The 18322-nt window shown below is 48.6% G+C and carries 16 protein-coding genes; 2 read left to right on the top strand and 14 right to left on the bottom strand.

Features of this window, described 5'->3' with window-relative positions:
* Positions 1–184: 184 nt before the first annotated feature.
* From EP073_RS02905 to hypE, 12 genes are all read right to left on the bottom strand, one after another.
* On the bottom strand, positions 185–3016 hold the full coding sequence (locus EP073_RS02905) for a flagellar hook-basal body complex protein (protein WP_128465671.1): 2832 nt from the start codon (positions 3014–3016) through the stop codon (positions 185–187).
* 56 nt (positions 3017–3072) lie between these two features.
* Positions 3073–3762, bottom strand: a complete 690-nt coding sequence (locus EP073_RS02900; protein WP_128465670.1) for a flagellar hook assembly protein FlgD — start codon at positions 3760–3762, stop codon at positions 3073–3075.
* A gap of 14 nt (positions 3763–3776) precedes the next feature.
* A complete protein-coding gene (locus tag EP073_RS02895; RefSeq protein ID WP_128465669.1) occupies positions 3777–4910 on the bottom strand; it encodes a flagellar hook-length control protein FliK in 1134 nt (377 codons plus the stop codon).
* Between the two features lie 450 nt (positions 4911–5360).
* A complete protein-coding gene (gene lpxB / locus EP073_RS02890) occupies positions 5361–6482 on the bottom strand; it encodes a lipid-A-disaccharide synthase (RefSeq protein ID WP_128465668.1) in 1122 nt (373 codons plus the stop codon).
* Positions 6469–8835, bottom strand: a complete 2367-nt coding sequence (locus EP073_RS02885) for a type IV pilus secretin PilQ (RefSeq protein ID WP_128465667.1) — start codon at positions 8833–8835, stop codon at positions 6469–6471. Before EP073_RS02885 ends, lpxB begins: the two co-directional genes overlap by 14 nt.
* Positions 8832–9377: a pilus assembly protein PilP gene (locus EP073_RS02880; protein ID WP_128465666.1), complete on the bottom strand. Its 546-nt coding sequence runs from the start codon at positions 9375–9377 to the stop codon at positions 8832–8834. The genes EP073_RS02885 and EP073_RS02880 overlap by 4 nt, the downstream gene beginning before the upstream one ends.
* 1 nt (position 9378) lies before the next feature.
* Entirely contained in the window at positions 9379–10011 is a 633-nt protein-coding gene (locus EP073_RS02875; RefSeq protein WP_128465665.1) for a type IV pilus inner membrane component PilO, read from the bottom strand.
* Positions 10011–10553 carry a PilN domain-containing protein gene (locus EP073_RS02870; protein WP_128465664.1) on the bottom strand — a complete coding sequence of 181 codons (543 nt, stop codon included), beginning with the start codon at positions 10551–10553 and terminating at the stop codon, positions 10011–10013. Before EP073_RS02870 ends, EP073_RS02875 begins: the two co-directional genes overlap by 1 nt.
* Entirely contained in the window at positions 10550–11590 is a 1041-nt protein-coding gene (gene pilM, locus EP073_RS02865; protein WP_128465663.1) for a type IV pilus assembly protein PilM, read from the bottom strand. The genes EP073_RS02870 and pilM overlap by 4 nt, the downstream gene beginning before the upstream one ends.
* A complete protein-coding gene (gene hisI / locus EP073_RS02860; RefSeq protein WP_128465662.1) occupies positions 11591–11914 on the bottom strand; it encodes a phosphoribosyl-AMP cyclohydrolase in 324 nt (107 codons plus the stop codon).
* Positions 11915–11948: 34 nt separating this feature from the next.
* On the bottom strand, positions 11949–12215 hold the full coding sequence (locus EP073_RS02855) for a hypothetical protein (RefSeq protein WP_128465661.1): 267 nt from the start codon (positions 12213–12215) through the stop codon (positions 11949–11951).
* Complete coding sequence (gene hypE / locus EP073_RS02850) at positions 12169–13155, bottom strand: hydrogenase expression/formation protein HypE (RefSeq protein WP_128465660.1); 987 nt, start codon at positions 13153–13155, stop codon at positions 12169–12171. Before hypE ends, EP073_RS02855 begins: the two co-directional genes overlap by 47 nt.
* A gap of 106 nt (positions 13156–13261) precedes the next feature.
* Between hypE and EP073_RS02845 the strand changes: the two genes are divergently transcribed.
* Both EP073_RS02845 and EP073_RS02840 read left to right on the top strand, forming a co-directional pair.
* The gene (locus tag EP073_RS02845; RefSeq protein WP_128465659.1) at positions 13262–14371 is read left to right on the top strand and encodes an ATP-binding protein; all 1110 of its coding nucleotides are present in this window, start codon (positions 13262–13264) and stop codon (positions 14369–14371) included.
* 96 nt (positions 14372–14467) lie between these two features.
* Positions 14468–16957 (top strand): choice-of-anchor D domain-containing protein, encoded by a 2490-nt coding sequence (locus EP073_RS02840; protein WP_128465658.1) that lies wholly within the window; start codon positions 14468–14470, stop codon positions 16955–16957.
* Between the two features lie 32 nt (positions 16958–16989).
* Here EP073_RS02840 and hypD read toward each other — a convergent pair whose 3' ends face one another.
* Together hypD and EP073_RS02830 are read right to left on the bottom strand one after the other, a co-directional pair.
* Positions 16990–18075: a hydrogenase formation protein HypD gene (gene hypD / locus EP073_RS02835; RefSeq protein WP_128465657.1), complete on the bottom strand. Its 1086-nt coding sequence runs from the start codon at positions 18073–18075 to the stop codon at positions 16990–16992.
* Positions 18072–18311 (bottom strand): HypC/HybG/HupF family hydrogenase formation chaperone, encoded by a 240-nt coding sequence (locus tag EP073_RS02830; protein WP_128465656.1) that lies wholly within the window; start codon positions 18309–18311, stop codon positions 18072–18074. The genes hypD and EP073_RS02830 overlap by 4 nt, the downstream gene beginning before the upstream one ends.
* Positions 18312–18322 lie beyond the last annotated feature (11 nt).

Here is an 18322-nt window from a genome sequence, read left to right as displayed (position 1 = left end):
CCAGCAAAAGAGTCAAGCTTATTTTAAAATGCCTTCTCTGCGGCGTGAGGCAGTCGTTTTACCGCCTTACGCTCTCTCTTTTAAGGAGAATCTATGAATAAATCGTCAGTTTTTGCTTTTTAATTAATAAAAAAAGGGCGCCCGAAGACGCCCTTTTGATAAAAGCCGACCGTTAAAACGGTTATTAACGTTTGAGGGTCAGAAGCTCCTGAAGCATTTCGTCACTGGTTGTGATAACCCTTGAGTTTGCCTGAAAGCCTCTCTGAGTGGTAATCATGGTCACAAATTCATTTGAGAGGTCAACGTTGGAGTTTTCAAGTGCTCCTGATAGTATTTCCCCTCTGGAGCCTGTCTGCGGCTTGCCTATCGCTGCGGTGCCGGAGTTGCCCGTTTCCGCGAAAAGGGTATCGCCTACTTTCAGAAGACCCTGATTGTTTGTGAATGTGGCAAGGGCAACCTGAGCTATGGTCATCACCTCACCGTTGGTGTAGTAGCCTACAATCTCTCCAGCGGGGTTGAACATTACCTCTTCAAGAGAGCCCACTGCGTAACCGTCCTGCTCTGCGCTGTTTTTGGATGATTCCTTGGCGGAGATGTAGACCCCGTCATAGCTTGCCGGAGTTCCGAGGAACATGGAAACATCGCTTATCACCCCTGCTCCGTTCGCCGGATCAAAGTTAAAGCTGAGATCAGCGACTCTTGTTCCTTCCGGAGAAGAGAGATAGTTGAACGAACCGTCATTATTGAAGTGCAGAAGGATTTCGTTCCCGCCCGTCTGGTTGAAGGACACGCTTGTGTTCTCATCTGTTGTGCTGAGAGTCAGCTTCCAGATGTTGCCTGTCGCATTCACCATGTCATAAGTATATTTCAGCGTGTGCGCATTACCCTGAGCATCATAGATGGTCTGAGTGGTTGCCATCTGACCGCCGCTTGCTGTCTGGGTTGTCTGATACTCAAAGTAGTCATAGAAGTTCTGATAGGTTCCCGCACCCACGACTTCAAACTTAAGAAAGTCCACGGCGTTTGAAAGACCCTTTTCACCGGTTACCTTGATCTTGCCGCTGTTATCCTCTATGTCGCTGATGTGCTCCGCAATCTGGCTTTCCGTGGAGTTTTCAAAGCCGAGGTATCCCGCCATCATGGCTCTGAGATCGTCCACTGTGGAACCGAGCGCGGGAATCGTTCCGGTTCCCTGAAGATCCTCACCGCCCACTGCACCGCTGAACTGAAGTATTGCCGTATCATCCAGCCCCATGCTCTCGCCTGAGCTTGTATAAAGCTCTGTGAGAAGGTCGGAGCCTTCCGCATATCTGAGGAACTGCTCAGAGTAGCCGTAGTCCGCTGAGGCGACAAACGCCGGATCGTCATCGGGATCCACCGGTCGTATTGTGAGCGAACCGGCAGGAGTTATATTGCTTTCAAAAACTGTGCCGCTGTAGGCTTTATCCACCATAAAGCTCGAAAGAATGAGTCCTTCGGTGGTTCCTGTCGCAGTATCATATTCGCCTGTGTTCATGAATTGAAATCTGCCTGTGGCTTCATCGAAGTTGACGCTGAACTTGTCCGCCTGAAGAACGTTTCCGTCTATTGCCTGCTCGATTATAGAAGCCAGCTCCGCAAGTGTGTCGAAGTCTCTTCCTGCGTATTTTGTCTCCTCAAAAAGAATCTCATCACTGCTTCTTGATGTGGAAGCCTCGTTATATGTACCGGAGAGAGACTGCATTATAACAGCAAGGTAAGGTGTGCCGCTGAAGGAGTTTACCTGCACGTCTATTCCGTTGTCGGTGTCCCTTGTTATCTGTATTTTTCCGTTTACTATATTGACACTGAAATCGGACGCCGGAGCGGCGGCAGTGTCAAATGTAACGGTTTCGCCTGCTGCCCATGAGCCGTTCCACGCGGTGGAAGGTATTGTAAAAAGAGCGTCCCCCGTAACAGGATCAGTCGCCGTGTATGTCTGTCCCACAACACCGCTGTTTACTGCGCCGGATACTGAACCGACGACATTGAATCTCGCGGGGTTCGTGGGATCGATGGTCACTGTCCAGCTCTCAGTGGTGGCATAAGAAGCATTGGGGGTGACCAGAGTCTCATCGAAAATACCGTTTACGGATGTTTCCACGAAGTTATTCGCCACAGCGCCGTTGCCCACTGAATCCTCAAGCTTGTTCTCGATGGCAGTGGCGAGCTCACCCATGGTTCTGAAGTCAACGCCGTAGGTAAAAGTATACGGGTTATTGTTGATATAAACTCTCAGAACCGATTCGGAATCCAGATTAAGATTAACATCCGAATCGCTGTATGCGTAAAGCATATCGGTTATTTCCGTGGCATGCGCCTTAATGACTATAGGCTCATTTTCGGCAAGATCCATCTTAACGCCGTTAGTTGAAAAAACGGATAAAAGATCGTCTGAGCTGCCGGCAGTGTGAAGGAGCGTGGGGTACTCAAGAACCGAAGCATTGGCAACAGTGTTGAGCACCGCATTCATGGAAACCTCAGTGGTAGCCTTTGCCTGAATCGTCTGGAAAGCGGAACCGACAACTATGTCGCCCACTTCCCCGTTATCAATCAACTCTCCGGTGAGGGGGTCTGCCATCCATCCCTGCACAGGATAGCCGGCAGCATTAACGAAAGTGCCGTAGCGGTCAAAGTTAAAATCTCCCGCTCTGGTATAGTAATATTCATTGAGCCCTTCACCTCTGACAACAAAAAAACCTTCACCCTGTATGGCAAGGTCCGTGGTTTTGCTTGTTGTGGTCGGTGTACCGGCTTCAAATATGTTGTCAACGGCAGCGAGGTATCCGCCCAGACCTACCTGACGGGGGTTTACACCGCCTCTGGCATCTGTGGGGGTTTTACCTCCCACGAGAGTCTGACTGAACAGATCCTGAAAAACAGCACGACCTGCCTTGAAACCCGTGGTGTTAACGTTTGCTATATTGTTGCCTATAACGTCCATAGCTTTCTGATTCGTGTTCAGACCGCTGATGGCCGAGTACAGTGAACGCATCATAAGCGCACTCCTTAATCCGCTGATTGAAAAGGGGAGAACAAATCTCCCCTACAGCCTTAGTAACTTCTTACTGCAATAACTTTATCAGCGTCGAGTTCCTCTCCGAAAAGGTCAAAAACAATTTTACCGTCCTCTTGAGAAACGCCGGAGACATACCCGTTTCCGTACGTTGTGACACTAACTTCCGCTCCTGTGGAGTCGTAAGCCTTTACCACATATTTGTACTGTCCGGCTTCCACAGCTTCGCCTTCGGAGTCCGTTCCGTCCCAAGCAATGCTGTTCCTGCCGGAATCAAGCTGACCTGCGTTAACTGCGTTTATCAGATTTCCATCCGTATCATAAACATAGATCTCCGTTGAGTAGCTTGCCGTATCGAGATCAAAATCCATAACAGCGCTTTCACCGTCAAAGACAAAGCTGTTGCCTTCATACTCCACCATTTTACCGATGAAGCTTGAGGCGCTGAACAGGGAGTCTATATCGTTTGATGTTGAACCGCCGTCTACAAGTTTTTCCACTGCCTCGTTGATGCTGACAAGCTGCTCAACCATTGAAAACTGGCTGGTCTGACTTGTAAGCTGGTTGTTGTCCATCGGCTCAAGGGGATCCTGATTCTTAAGCTGGCTGATAAAGAGATTCAGGAAATCCATCATGTCCATTTCGGTGGTTCCTGTTTCCTTCGTAGTCGTTGTTGTGGAGCTTCCGCCGTTAAGAATATTCTGAACCGAGTCAGATATTGTGGTCATAGCAACCTCCGGACTTACGCGTAGAGACCCTTTGAGGGATCAGTCTCATCCTCAGAGATGTCCCCTACCGCAAATTCATTTTTTCCGTTTCCAGAGCCTTTCTTCCTGAAAAACTGCTGGTCGGTTCCATCCTTGGAGTCTTTTTCGGCAAAGAAAAATTCCATTTTTTCAAGCACAATCCCTTTTGCTTCCAACTGCTGCCTTACGCTTTCCGCGTTGTTGACAAGCAGGTTTCTCGCCTGATCACTCTCCATAGTGATTCGGGCGCTTATCTTACCGGCGTGTTCCACCAGCTCGATATTCAGCTTACCCAATTCTTTCGGCATAAGCTGTATGGTAAGCTTTTTCTGATCGCCTGACTTAGAATACTGTATGAAGTCGGCGATCTTATTAATATCTCTGGGTGTAACAATCTTAACCTCAGGCTGTTCCTGTTCGGTTAAAACGCTCTGCCCCGATTTAAGTGCGGTTTCCCCAACTTCCGTGTCGGGTATGTCCGTTGTTGTAGTTTTAATAATCTGCTCCTCTTCGGGAACAGTTTCAGCGGTCAGCGGTTTTACAATTTCGGCTATTTTGACCTCTGTGCCGCTTATCTTCGCCTCTTTGGGAAGCATAAGTTTTTCAAAGGCCTCATTCGCCGCCTGCTGTTCGCTGTCTGTAAGGTTTTGTTCCGCCTGAGTGTAACCCCTTGCTTTGAGGGCTTTCAGCATTGCGGAATCAATAGCCGTACTCCCCGCTGCGTTCTGTGCATCTTCCGCAACGAATGCTTCTGTGAGCCTTGCCACGGTTTCCTCAACGCCGATTCCGTTCAGCATCAATATTTCCTCAAGATTCTCAAGGAATTCCACCGCATCCTCCTCAGTTTCCAGAGAGTCAAGTTCCTTCTTTAACTGCTCCTTCTGTTCCGAGGGAATATCAAGCTCATCAATTACTTTTCCGGCTTTGGTCTTAGAGTCGGACTTAACTTCGGTTCCGCTCTTTGCCGATGCCTTTTCAGAAACTGTGTTGACTCCGGTTCCTGAGAGTCTGTCCTTGAGGAAATCCTCAAATGAGCTCTTAGAAGCCTGAGAACCGTTCTGTGCGGAGATGGCGGTGCCGAATGCAGGTACATTCCCCGTGCCCGGCGTGATGAATGACATCAAATCCATTGACACACCTCCGCCGTGTATATAGAAAAGTCCGTGCCAAGTTGTTTTAAGGCGCTGTTGATCAGGGTTTTAGAGAAAAAGGATCTATATGAATCAAGGGTTTGATTGTGATCAGGCTAAAGTTTTTTATAAATATGCCGATGTACGATCAGGAACTTTATTCCTGAAGAGATCTGTAACTATTTTCCCTGTTTACGTAAAAATTTCCCTCCATGGAAAATCGCCGTTTAGATCCCGGCGGTTTCTGCTCAAAACCTGCTGACAATTTTTACACACGCCCGCACCGCACGGCTATCAGAAAAAAGTATGATTTCTTTGAACTGCCCTTCTTTATGAATTGGGGTGTTTTATCCTTTTCAGCAATAGCTTCCCTCTTTGCAAAGGGGGACTGAGGGGGATTTTAAAGAAGTTTTAACAAGGATTGATAAAAAACGGAAAAAAGCCTGCCGCTTACTCCGTGCTTTTCAGGAAACCGGCTACGAGTTCAGCGCCTTTTTTGGAAGGGCTAAGTCCGCGGAAGAGGCTGCCAACTCTCTCAACATCTGCTTTAACAGATTCGTAGGAACTGAAAATTTTCTCCGTATAATCGATAAGCTTGGCGGGGTTGACGTCATCCTGCACAGCTTCGGGAACTATTGCTCTGCCCGCAACCAGATTAGGCAGACCGATGAATTTTATCTTCAGAAGCAGCCTGCCGATAAGCGCTGTCAGTCCGCCGACTTTGTATAAAATAACCATGGGGGTTCCGCTCACCGCAGTTTCGAGGCTCGCCGTTCCGGAACAGACCCAGACAAGGTCTGTATGCTTCATTATATCCGCAGTGAGTGTGGCGATCCTGTAATCCCGCTTTTTGAGTACCCCCGCCAGCAGCTCATCACTTACAGATTCCGCCTTTGATATAATGAACTGGTACTGCCCCCTGAGCGCATCCGCGGCGTCAAGCATCACAGGCAGAAGAGTTTCCACCTCCCTGCGTCTGCTGCCGGGGAGTATGCCTATTGTCTTTTTATCAGGATCGAGACCTGCCGCCCTGAAGAATGACGCACGGTCGGCATATTTATTCTCAAGATGATCCACAACCGGATTACCGATGAAGTGCGCGTTTATTCCCTCTTTTCTGAAAATATCCTCCTCAAAAGGGAGGATGCAGAGGAGAAGGTCAACACATCTTTTTATGACTTTTACTCTCTTGTAGTTCCATGCCCAGACCTGCGGAGCGACAAAATAGATTACAGGAATACCTGAATTTTCAAGCTTTTGCGCAAAACGGAGATTAAACCCGGGGTAATCCGCAAGAATCACCGCATCCGGCTTGATTTCTTCGATTTTTTTAAGGAGAACATCCCTGACTTTGAAGAAAAAAGGAAGTTTTTTTATGATACCGTCAAATCCGATGACGCTTAAGTCATTTATGTCGTAGTACTGTTCCTGCCCCAAAGCACGCAGATGGGCGCCGCCGGTTCCGTACAGCTTAATTTCACCGTGGGCAGAAAGTTCTTTCAGCAGATTGGCAGCATGGGTATCGCCGGACTGTTCTCCGGCGATGATAAAGAGTTTTTTATTTTTCAACATATGGCGTCAGAAATACCAGCAGCTCTTTTCTTGTGCTTCTCTTCTGAGTTCCTTTAAACATATGCCCGAGTATGGGGAGCTTGCTGAGCCCCGGCACTCCCTGAACGTAGTTGATTTCCTCATCTTCGTAAAGACCGCCTATGACAGTTGTTTCTCCGTTGGCGAGAAGAACCTTGGTCTCCGCTTTCTTTTCGTCAGCGGTCGCCGTTGTGGCTGTTATTTCGCCGAGTGTACTTTTTTCCACAAGAATATCAAGGAAAACCATGTCATTTGAAGTGATATGCGGCTTAACGGTAAGGATAATACCCGTGTCTATCTCTTCCGTCTTGGTGTCATCACCGGATGGAACGATCAGCGCCTTGCTGCCGCTTTTTATTGTGGCTTCCATATTGTCCAGAGTAGTTACTCTTGGACTGGAGATTGTTTTCGCCTTGTTCTGGCTTTCCAGCGCGCTCAGTGCGAGGTCGAGCCCGAATGTGCCTGTTCTGTTCATTATACCCAGAGCGAATGTGCCCACCGATTCCGCGGCAGGGATATTCACCATGTATCCGCTGGAATCTCCGCCGATGTTGACGGTATTGGGAAAATGCACCTTTGTGGTATCCTGAACCGTGGCTCCCCACTGAACACCGAAGTTGAGGCTGTTAATATCGGAGACCTCAACTATTCTGGCTTCTATGGTCACCTGCGGAGTACGCTTGTCAACCGTCTTCATCAGGCGCTTAACTTCTGTTATAACTTCCGGCATATCACGCACCACGAAGCTGTTTGTCCTCGCCTCCACCTCAACGCTGCCTCTCTTGGAGAGGACAGACTTAACTATCCCCGAAAGAGACGAAGCGTCTGAAAAGTTTACCGGCACTATCTCTGTTTTCAGCGGGGCAAGCTCTTTTGCCTGTTCCGCCGCACGTAGTTTAGCGGTTTCAGCGTTCTGCCTTTCCTCATATTTCTGGCTTGAGGTTATCCAGACTATGCCGTTCTCTTCTATCTTAGTAAGGTTTCTGTCGCGAAGAATCAGCCTCAGGGCTGTTTCGTAGTCAACCTCTCTGAGGTAAAGAGTGACCTTGCCCGCAACCTCCTCACCGAAGATTACGTTCTTAGCCCTGCCGAAGTAGATGAGGCGGATCGCTTCTCTCAGATCCATATCCTTCATGTTGAGGGTTACAAGATCCTGAGGCTTCGGAGCCTGAACCGCACCCGCTGATCCGGCGGAAGCCGGTTCGGAAAGCTCCATGTTAGCCCGCGCGAATTCATCGAAGCTGGCGCTCACCAGTATTCCGTCCTGAGTTTCATCCACTCTGGCGTATATATCTTTTTCCGGCGTGAAGACTATGACCGGCTTGCCGTCTATCTTAAGAACTTCCACGTTTCTGAAAGGAAGCCCCGCGAAGTTAAACCTGTTCTGAACAGTGCCGAGCATCTTCACATCCTGATCAAACTCAAGATGAAGAGCGTTGTTCACGATCTTTTTTGTATAGCTGATTCTGCCTATGAACCTGATTATAACACTCTGCACGTTTTTATAATGCAGGGCGTCAATGGCGGCTATATATCTGCTGTCAGAGGGAACAGCGCCCATGTCGCTGGCGACAGTGAGCTTATCCCCGTCCTGTCCCGCAAACAGGGGCATGCGGGAGGAAACCTTCATGAGGAAGCGCACTTTTTTGGGCGGATAATACTCGCCGACCTTTACATCGGAAATTATGCCCTGTCCGGAATATCTTTTCTTATTGAGCGAGCTTGTCACATCAAACAGATCAATATACATTGTGCTGTCGTCAAGGTAGCCGTAGTCGTATCTGGCTATGCCGTCCAGCCCGAATTCGAGCTTAAGCATCGAGCTGTCGGAAAGGTTCCTGAAGCTGCGCACTGCTGAAGCGAGCCCTGCCTTTTCCGGAGCCACAGCCCCAACATCCATCCCGTATTTCTCCAGAGCGGCAGCCCCGCCGCTGTACACACGGAAGGTGAGGCTCAGCATGCTTTTATCCTGAGAGTAATCGTAATCCACATTTTCGGTGAGGAGTATCTCTATCTGGCTTGCGTCCTTACCGGGCATAAAAGCCAGCCCCTCCACCACCTCGTCTGAGAAGTTGTACTTGAGAACCTCATCGTTCATCACTGTGGAGGGAGCGAATATCACAAGCTTGTATGGGCTTTTCGAGTACAGAACCTTAAACTGAGTTTCCTCGGCGGAGCGCAGGGTCATGGCGTATTCTCCGTCGCCGAGATCGACTATCCTGATTCCTGAAAGCAGGTTGCCCTTAACAGAGGCTTCCTCCACAGGCTGTTTCCCCGCGCAGGACAGCACGGCAAAAAGCGTCAGTACCAATACTAATATTCTGTATCTGCTCATGAGGTCTTCTCCTTTGAGGAATCGTCTTTAAGATAGTCGAGCTTTATGTCCTTTATCTCGGTCTTGGTGTTGCCGAATATATCCTTGCTGTTGTCCCTGACTTTTATTAAGTCCTGACCGATGAATATGATCGTGCTGCGGTTGGCACTGAAGACATCTCCGGTTTTCAGATAGAAGCTATCATCAGCCACAGCGAGAACGGCAATGTTTCCGATCTCTCCAGTGAGTATGCCCACAAGCTTGAACTCGTCAAACTTGTGTATCAGAACAGGGTTTAGAGTCGCCTCCTCCTCCGCCTGAGCCAGTTTATAAATATCAACCACGCTTGTGAACGGGTCTTTGGTAAAGGCGTATTCGGGAGCCACATAGACAGTGCTGAAAAGCTCTATCAGCTCCTCCTTCTGTTTCTCAAGCCTTTCAAAATTAACCTCAATGGGCTTGACGGGCTTGACCTCTGCCCTGTTTTTCATCAGTTCCTCACGGTCTATTTCTGTGCAGCCGAAGAGAAAAACCGCCGTGAAAAGGAGTGTAAGCTTTTTCATCTTATTTTCCTCCCTTCTTCACAGCTCTTACGGGTTTGGCGTTCTTGCCCTTAGCCGCGGTTTCCGGCGCTCCGCCTGAGTTGAATTTGTATGAATTGAGGCTTGCCGTCACATCCAGAAATCTTTCTCCGGTTTTGGACTTAAGCACATTTATCTGCATGTTCTGGAGGTTTATTATTTTGTTGAGATAATTTATGTCGTAAAGATACCTGACAAGATTCTGGTACGGGGTCTCCATCTTCACATTAAAGTTTACGCTGGAGTGGAAGTTATCTATTTTTTTCTCGCCGCCGGGCTGAAACAGCGTGACCTTCACGCCGTCCTTCTCGGCAAGCCCCACCGCCTCATCATAGAGCAGGTAATAGCCTTTTTCATCGGGGAGCACCTTGAGAACTATCTGAAACTGCTCCTCCATCATGGCGAGCTGCTTCTTGAAATCGTCATAGGCAAGGGCATAGGGCTTAACGTCGTTTATCTTATACACAAGGTCGTCATATTCCTTCTCCAGCCTTTCCATCTTCTCCTGAAGAGGCATGAGAAACAGATAATAGTACCCGCCGATAATGACGGCGATAAGCGCTATCTCAATCAGCAGCCGGAAACGGAACGGTATGGAGGCAAATTTTTTCAGCATCAGTCCAACCTCACTCCGGCGGTAATTACAAAGTTGTTTATTTCAACCGTGTCCTCATCCTTTTTGTCTGCTTTCTCAAGGTCTATTGTGGAAAACATATTCGTTTCGTACAGGTTCATCACAAATCTGTTCACCGATGAAACCCTGAGTGAGGAGCAGCCGAGAACTATTTTGCCGCCCTCGAAGCTGAGGCTGCTTGTCCAAACATCGTCCGGCATGGACTTCTCTATATTTGTAAGTATTTTATAATAGCCTTTCTGCCCTTCCTTAAGCTTGCGGACTATCTCGATTTTCTTCTGAATCTCATCCATCTGGGTGCGGAATCTCTCCACTTCCTGCTTGACGCTCTGAAGCTTGCGGAGTTCCGTCTGTTTTTTGTTAACCTGATCCTCAAGATACGCGATTTTTGCGTTCACCGTCATATTGAACAGCATAATGCCGGCGAAAACTGCGGCAACCGCCAGAACAAAAGCGCTTAACTCAATCTGTATCGGTTTGACCTTCTTTTTACGCTTCCTGCCGAGCAGGTTAACCCTTATCATTTTTCCCCCGCGCTCCTGAGAGCAAGCCCCGCCGCAACGGCAAAAGAGTGAAGCTTTTCCTCTATCAGCCTTTTGTCCGCCGAGCCTGCTATTTCCATTCTGGCAAAAGGATCAAAGAGGGAGACGTCCGCCTCCACGGCTTTCTCAATCCTTTCCCGCAGTCCGGGCAGAACAGCAGCGCCGCCGCAGATGAAGCAGCGTGCAGGCTTTGACTGGCTTGCGGTGTCAAACATTTCTATGGAGTTTTTAATTTCCATCGCTATCTGGGAGTTAAAGGTGTCTACGGTTTCTTTCAGGTTTTCGTCGGACTCAATAGCGGAGGTGTTCTTCATCATCCTTTCCGCCTCGTCATACGGAATGGAGAGGGACTGGCTTATCATCTCGCAGAGGTTTTTGCCGCCCTTTAAGACCTCTCTGGAAAATTCGTAGCTTCCGTTTCTGGTGATAGTGATTAAGGTTGTGGAATGACCTATATTTACAAGAACCGCCGCCTCGTCATCCGTTTCATAGTTAGCGGTAAAAGCGTTCATCATGGCGAAAACCTCAAGGTCAACCACAAGGGGTTTAAGCTTTGCCGCCTCCAGCACCGACTTGAAGTCCACGATAAGATCTTTTCTGGCAACGGCGAGCACAAGGTCGGTTTCGCCCTTGGCTTCGTCGATCTCCACTGTTTCGTAATCTATGCTTACGTCCTCAATATCCATCTGGATGTACTGCTCGGCTTCCCACATGAAGGTTTCACGCAGTTCATCCTGATCAGTTATGGGAACGGAGAGTCTTTTGGCTATCACCGCGCTTCCTTTGAGACCCGCGGCAACGTTTCTTGAAGAGAATTTACCCGCTTTAAAGGCTTCCGAGACGGCTCCGGCGACTTCGCCGTAGTCCATTATAGCGCCTTCGACTATAACATCGGGGGTAAGAGCAACCTCAACGGCGCTTTTAACCACATATCCTTTCTTTTTGGGCTTCAGTTCGACTATTTTTACCGAACTGCTCCCTATATCAACACCGATAAGCTGCTGTTTTCCGCCCAACATCTATACTCCCCGGTAAAGCTCAGTAAAAAAACAGGTTCTTTCTCCGGTGTGGCAGGCGGCGCCGGTCTGATTTACGATGTAAAGCAGGGTATCCCCGTCGCAGTCAAGCTTCACCGAAACAACTTTCTGGAGGTTTCCCGAAGTTTCGCCCTTTTTCCACAGCGAGTTCCTGCTTCTGGAAAAATAGTGGGCGTATCCTGTTTCCTTTGTAAGCTCAAGCGCTTCTTTATTTGCATAAGCAAGCATCAGCACGTCTTTTGTTTCCTCATCCTGCACAACAACAGGAAGAAGACCCGCCTGCTTTCCCCAATCTATTTCAATCATATCACTACCCTGAGTCAAATTTCGGCAGATTATTCTAATTCTTTAACAGAAAGTTTTCGGTCAGAACCTTCATAACTTCTTTTTCTTCCTGTCCGGTGATGACAAGACCCCGCATTTTCATGCCGTGGAGAACCCTTTTCCAGTCCTCCTCTGTGCGGTCTTTCTGGTACACAACAGAAGCTCTGTGGCATTTGCCGCATTTCTGTTCAATTATCGGAAAGGTCTTCTCTCCCTGCGAACAGGCAAAAATCAGGCTAACAAATACGGGGAAGAAGCTCGCCCGCAGGCATATCCACCACACGTCTGCCGCCGACCGCCGTCTCAAGTATAACACGCCCTGCTCCATTTACAAAACCGACAACGCAGGCATTCCTGCCTTCCTCAAAATTTTTCAGCTTCTCAATAACATGAGAAGCGTCCGAAGCTGATACAAGTATAACAGCTAATCCTTCATTAGCAACAGACAGAGGATCGAAACCGAGAATTTCACACAAATTTCCAACATCCTGCCTCAGCGGAAGGTCTGCCTCATGTATGAGGAAGCCCTTTTTCGCTCCATCGGCTATCTCGTTCAGAACAGCGGCGACACCGCCTCTTGTGGCGTCTCTGCAAAAATGAACATCATATTCATGAAGCGCCTCAAGCATTTTGTTCAGCGGTGCGCAGTCTGACTCTATATTCCCCTCAAAACCAAGCTCTCCTCTGGCGAGAAGCACGCTCATGCCGTGACGCGCCATATCCGAGGTGAGGATCACAGCGTCGCCGTCCTTTATATTCTCAAAGACTGTCCAGTCATTAACCACTCTTCCTATGCCTGCGGTGTTTATAAAAAGCCCGTCCACGGCACCTTTTTCCACAACCTTCGTATCGCCGCAGACGATTTTGACCCCAGCCCTTTTCGCAGTTTCCGCTATGGCGTCCACGATTTTTTCCAGTCTTTCCGCCTCATATCCTTCGGGAATGATGACTCCGAGAGAGAGATATTCCGCCTTCGCACCGCTCACGGCAAGGTCGTTCACTGTGCCGCATACGGCAAGCTTGCCTATGTTTCCGCCGGGGAAAAACTCGGGGCGCACCACAAAGCCGTCAGTTGTGAATGCCGTTCTGCCGTCTGTTTCAACATGCGCCGCATCGGGCATTTTTTCCGATGCGTCATTCCCCAAACGGGAGATAAAAAGCTCTTTTATAAATTTATTGGTGGCGCTTCCGCCGCCGCCTTCAGCCAATCCTATTTTTTTCATTCCAGTTTCCCGCCGTTTTATTTATGTTCAGAAGATTATTAGTTTTTGCTGAGATTTGCAACTTTCTTGATACAAAAAACAGATTCATATGGTAGGCTTCATATAAATGAAACCGATAACCGATATTTATCCTGAAAACTTAAAGACTGACACGGACGATCTCTCCGGCTGCGAACATGCGGTTAAATTCATCGCAAACGCCGTACCGGAGCCGGTGATCATGCTCAACCACGAGAGAAGACTCGTCACATTCAACTCCGCTGCCGCCTTTGTTCTGGGACAAACGGATGAACTGATCGGCAGGCTTCCGGGGGAAATTCTAGGCTGCTCCCACGCTGTGTCTTCACACGATCAGTGCGGAACAATGGAATTCTGCAAGCACTGCGGAGCAAACAGGGCTATAGCCGAAAGCCTCAAAGAGGTAAAATCCGCCAGAGAATGCAGCATCCTGAAAAAAGACGGCGATGTGATGGAGCTTCGGGTTACATCCACGCCTATGAAAATGAACGGTCTGCTTTATCTGTTCGTTTATATAAAAGACCTCAGCGACTCTAAACGGAAGGCAATACTTGAGCGGCTTTTCTTTCATGACATCATGAACATGCTCTCAGGCATAAGCGCTGCTTCGGACATTCTTGAGTCCGCCGAAAGCGTTGAAGAGATAAAAGAGTTGGCGGACATAATGCGCATGACCTCTGTCAGCCTCACAGACGAGATACGCTCCCACAAGCTGATATTCGAGGCTGAAAACGGCGAGCTCAGCACCAGACCGGAAGAAGTTTCATCCGCAGAAATAATAAATGAGCTTAAAGCGCTGTATTCCGCCGGAACAGTCTGCATCGGCAAAAACATAGCCGCAGATCCGGCAGGAGAGGACATACGCTTCATAACTGATAAAACAATACTTAAGCGGGTTCTTGGTAATCTGCTGAAAAACGCCCTTGAAGCAGTCGAATCAGGCGGAACAGTAAAAATCGGCTCCTATCCGGCTGAGGACGGAGTGGAGTTCAGGGTATACAACAAAGGATTCATCCACAGAGATATTCAGGCGCGGCTTTTCCACAGAAACGTCAGCACAAAAGGCGCCGGAAGAGGGCTCGGAACTCACAGCGTGAAGCTCCTGAGCGAAAAGTATCTCAAGGGACGGGCGGGCTTTTCTTCATCCGAAACTCTCGGAACAGTATTCCGTGTTGTTTATCCGTATGAGATCAAATAAAATATATCAGCGGCTTTTTTACGGGTATTTCATGTTTATATTTTCTCCCGTCCGCCGATACAGATAAGGAATAAAACTCCCTGCGAGGTTGTATATATGCGTCATTTTAAATTTTTTCTGCTTATTCTTTCAGTTTTCATAACAGCTTCCTGCGGCTCCGGCGGCGAAACAACCGCAAAAGCCGACTTTACCGACGGAAGTATGCGCAGTGTCGCAGGCTTCACCGAGGACGGCATATCACATACCCTAGGCACCTTTGAAGAGGACGGCGACGGAATACCTGTTTCAAACGCTGAACTGAACCAGAACGAGCCGGAAGTTATCTATCTAAACGGTCACAATCTCTGGCTGGCTGTCTGGGAAGATGAAAGAAACGCAGGCACACCCGGTCTGCAAAATGATATATATGCCCGTTACATTAATTCCGACGGAACAACATGCGGCTCTGAAATCATAGTTTCATCCACAAACAGTATGGAAGTTGCCCCTAAAGTGGCATTTGATGACGTTAACAATACCGCAGTTATCACATGGCAGGACTCCAGAGGTGATGCTTCAAGCGGGAAAATTTATTTTAAAACACTCACGTTAACAGACGCATCAACATGCGCTGTAACATTGGGAAGTGAAAAATATTTCGGTTTCACAAACAGCACTGCGGATGACGGACTAATCGTAAGAGAGTCACCTTTTATAAAATTCCATGATGGAACCTTCTATTTTGTGTGGCTTGAACAGAGAGCACAGGCACACACCGTAACCCACTTGTGCATGAATACCACCCCTCCGAACGAAGTATGGGCAGGCAACACTATTTCTGACCATTCTTATCTCGGATTCGCAACCGTAACTACGGCTAATCTCTCCAATCCTTCACCCTTTCCCGCAAGCTTCATGCACACGGCAGATACATCGACCACCCTTAAAAGCGGCAACACTACAATAAAAGTTCTCGAAGCAGAATACGGAGCCGATGAAGAAAACTTCATCGTGGAAAGATACTCAAGCATTGAAAACCCCAGCATTGACTGCTCCAACTCAGGGCTGTGCATGGTTATTTTTGAGGCAATAAGAAGTGAACACACATTCGGATGTGAAGACCGCAGCGGAGTAATATCCCCCATACCTTGGGAAGATACGGAAGTTGATGAAAGTGCGAATATATACGCTTTCATGCTGCCGGAGCTCACAGACAACACTGGCTACCGCAGGGTGAACAGTGTTGTCCTTAACGTATCAAACCATGCTCCGATAATAAGATTTGACAGTGTCGCCCAGCGTTATCTTATCGCATGGGAAAGACATGCTGCGTCCGTTAAGCCGAAAATATACGGTCAGCTTCTTTCACCCAGCGGCAGCTACTATTCAGGTAACTTTCAGATAGGCTTTGACTACGAATCCGTTGAACACGGTCAGACAAACCCGAATATTGCGTATGACAGCACAAACGGACGTTTTCTTGTCACATGGGCTGATGCCAGAACCGGCGCAACATCACTTGAAAACATTGACGTCTTCGGTCAGTTTGTTAATGGAGCGGGTTCACTGAGTGGAAGCAATTTCCCGCTTACCACGAACCAGTACAATCAGCAGAGCCCCTCAACGGCATACAATGCGTTCAGCCAGAGATTCATTTCGGTCTGGGCTGATGCGAGGAACCTCAGTTCAAGCACATGCGGTTCGGGCACCCGGCCCTGCGGCTCTGATATATACGCTATACGCTACGCTCTCGGTCAGCCGCAGATAACTCTTTATAATGAAACAGGTTCTATCCTGAATCCGGCGCAGATAAACTTCGGCAGCATAAATACTGCAAGCACTCTTCAGAAAAGCTTCAAAATAAAGAATACGGGCGATGATGTTCTCAGGCTGAAATGTTTCAGCTCTCTTAACACCCCTTTTTCCTATATTAATCTCCCTGCTGAAATTGCCGCATGCGACAATAACTATCAGGAGATCAACCCCAACACAGAGCAGACATACAATGTTACCTTCTCCCCCACTGTGAACGGAACATTCAATACAAGCTTTGAAATTGTTTCCAACGCAGGCTACAGGACAATATACCTCACCGGCACAGCTCAGCAGGCTTCAATAGAAGTGCCCAACCTCACGAATAATACCTTAAGCTTTGCAGATACTACAGTTGACAGCTCATCCGCCATGTCATTCAGAATAAGGAATAACGGACAGGTAAGCTACACTATCAGCATACAGTCCGGTTCTCCGTTTGTAATTGATACGGCAGGCAGCCCCACACTTCCATACACCCTGAATGCGGGAAGCGAAGCTGTCTTCTATCTTAACTTTAATCCGACTGCCGCGGGTTCAGTAACCCGAACAGTCACAATCAGCACTGACGCAGGAATATCCACCAGCTTCAATGTGACAGGAAGAGGCATATCATCATCCAATGATGGCGATGACAACGGAACAGGCGGAGGAGACGGCGGAACAGATGACGATGATGACGGCGAACCCAGCGGCGGGTGCTCCGCAGGCGGAAACTCCAACCTCCCCATAGCTCTTTTCGCCCTTGCGGGAATTGCCAAGGTAATAATGAGAAGAAGAAAAGAACAGGAATAACAGCAGGGCGGGGCAAAAACCCCGCCTTTATTTTATCTTTCGTATTTATAGTATGCCGAGCAGGAACCCTCTGAAGAAACCATACAGGGACCGTATGGGTTCTGCGGAGTACAGCCGTTGTCAAACATCGGACAGGCTGAGGGCTTCATCTTCCCCTTGAGCACATCGCCGCATTTGCAGCCTTTCAGATCGGTGACTCCGGTTTCCTGTATGCCGAATTTGGCAAGAGCGTCCACAGACTGATACTCATCCCTGAAACGAAGACCGCTTTTCGGAATCCGCCCCAGACCGCGCCAGTCGGTGTCCGCCTGATAAAAGACCTCTTTCAGAAGAGCCTGCGCCTTGAGATTCCCTTCGTTCTTAACCGCTCTGGTGTAGAAGTTTTTCACCTCGTACTCGCCTTTGTTGTGCTGGCGCACCATCTCAAGCACTGACGAAAGTATATCAAGCGGCTCAAAGCCTGTGACCACTGCGCTTCGTTTCTGCGCCGTCACAGCCTTGTATATGTCAAGCCCTGTAACCACAGAAACATGCCCGGGGCAAAGGAAGCCGTCTATCTCCAGCGTTTCATCCGCAAGGAGAACATCCATAACCTCCGGCACAGTCTTACAGAACGGCGCGACAAATACATTTGCAGTTCCGAGCTCCTTCGCTGTTTTCGCCAGAGCCGCCGCCGTGGGTGCCGTGGTTTCAAACCCTATGCCGATAAACACCGTGTTTTTCCCCGTCTCTTCCGCTATTTTCAGCGTATCAAGCGGCGAAAATACTATGCGTATATCCGCTCCGTCCGCCCTGAGTTTCTGGAGGCTTTCGCCCCTGCTGCCGGGAACACGTATCATATCCCCGAAGGTAACTATGGTGACATCCTCCCGTGAGGCTATTTCAAATATAGCGTCAATCTCCCACTGAGGAGTCACGCACACCGGACAGCCCGGACCCGAGACAAGCTCAATATTCTTCGGCAGAAGACTGCGCAGACCGAATCTTGAAACAGCCATGGTGTGACTGCCGCAGACCTCCATAAATCTGTATACGCGGGATGTATCCGCCTCACGGCTGATTGCTGCGAGCAGCTTTTCCGCAAGCTCTCTGTCCCTGAAATCTTTTACGAATTTCACAATTGTCCTTCCTCATCGAGAAGATCCGCAAACTCTCTCAGTGCTTCAAGGGTCTTCTGAGCCTCGTCCGGATCCATTTTGGCGATGGCGAATCCGGCGTGAACCATAACATAATCACCCAGCACCACCTCATCGGGAAGCATCATGAGTGAAACCTCTCTTCTTGTGCCGTCAATGTCCACAACGGCTTTAAAATCATCCATTTCAATAAGTTTTCCGGGAAAACCCAAACACATATATTGCTCCT

Origin of the sequence: Geovibrio thiophilus, from assembly GCF_004087915.1 — a bacterium.
GTDB classification, from domain to species: domain Bacteria; phylum Chrysiogenota; class Deferribacteres; order Deferribacterales; family Geovibrionaceae; genus Geovibrio; species Geovibrio thiophilus.
The sequence above is the reverse complement of the archived record's forward strand: the minus strand, read 5'-3'. Positions and strand labels throughout refer to the sequence as shown.

What these genes read in the sequence shown, in the direction of transcription:
- EP073_RS02905 (WP_128465671.1), bottom strand. Translation starts at nt 3,016, where the DNA reads ATGATGCGTTCACTGTACTCGGCCATCAGCGGTCTGAACACGAATCAG.
- EP073_RS02900 (WP_128465670.1), bottom strand. Translation starts at nt 3,762, where the DNA reads ATGACCACAATATCTGACTCGGTTCAGAATATTCTTAACGGCGGAAGC.
- EP073_RS02895 (WP_128465669.1), bottom strand. Translation starts at nt 4,910, where the DNA reads ATGGATTTGATGTCATTCATCACGCCGGGCACGGGGAATGTACCTGCA.
- lpxB (WP_128465668.1), bottom strand. Translation starts at nt 6,482, where the DNA reads ATGTTGAAAAATAAAAAACTCTTTATCATCGCCGGAGAACAGTCCGGC.
- EP073_RS02885 (WP_128465667.1), bottom strand. Translation starts at nt 8,835, where the DNA reads ATGAGCAGATACAGAATATTAGTATTGGTACTGACGCTTTTTGCCGTG.
- EP073_RS02880 (WP_128465666.1), bottom strand. Translation starts at nt 9,377, where the DNA reads ATGAAAAAGCTTACACTCCTTTTCACGGCGGTTTTTCTCTTCGGCTGC.
- EP073_RS02875 (WP_128465665.1), bottom strand. Translation starts at nt 10,011, where the DNA reads ATGCTGAAAAAATTTGCCTCCATACCGTTCCGTTTCCGGCTGCTGATT.
- EP073_RS02870 (WP_128465664.1), bottom strand. Translation starts at nt 10,553, where the DNA reads ATGATAAGGGTTAACCTGCTCGGCAGGAAGCGTAAAAAGAAGGTCAAA.
- pilM (WP_128465663.1), bottom strand. Translation starts at nt 11,590, where the DNA reads ATGTTGGGCGGAAAACAGCAGCTTATCGGTGTTGATATAGGGAGCAGT.
- hisI (WP_128465662.1), bottom strand. Translation starts at nt 11,914, where the DNA reads ATGATTGAAATAGATTGGGGAAAGCAGGCGGGTCTTCTTCCTGTTGTT.
- hypE (WP_128465660.1), bottom strand. Translation starts at nt 13,155, where the DNA reads ATGAAAAAAATAGGATTGGCTGAAGGCGGCGGCGGAAGCGCCACCAAT.
- EP073_RS02845 (WP_128465659.1), top strand. Translation starts at nt 13,262, where the DNA reads ATGAAACCGATAACCGATATTTATCCTGAAAACTTAAAGACTGACACG.
- EP073_RS02840 (WP_128465658.1), top strand. Translation starts at nt 14,468, where the DNA reads ATGCGTCATTTTAAATTTTTTCTGCTTATTCTTTCAGTTTTCATAACA.
- EP073_RS02830 (WP_128465656.1), bottom strand. Translation starts at nt 18,311, where the DNA reads ATGTGTTTGGGTTTTCCCGGAAAACTTATTGAAATGGATGATTTTAAA.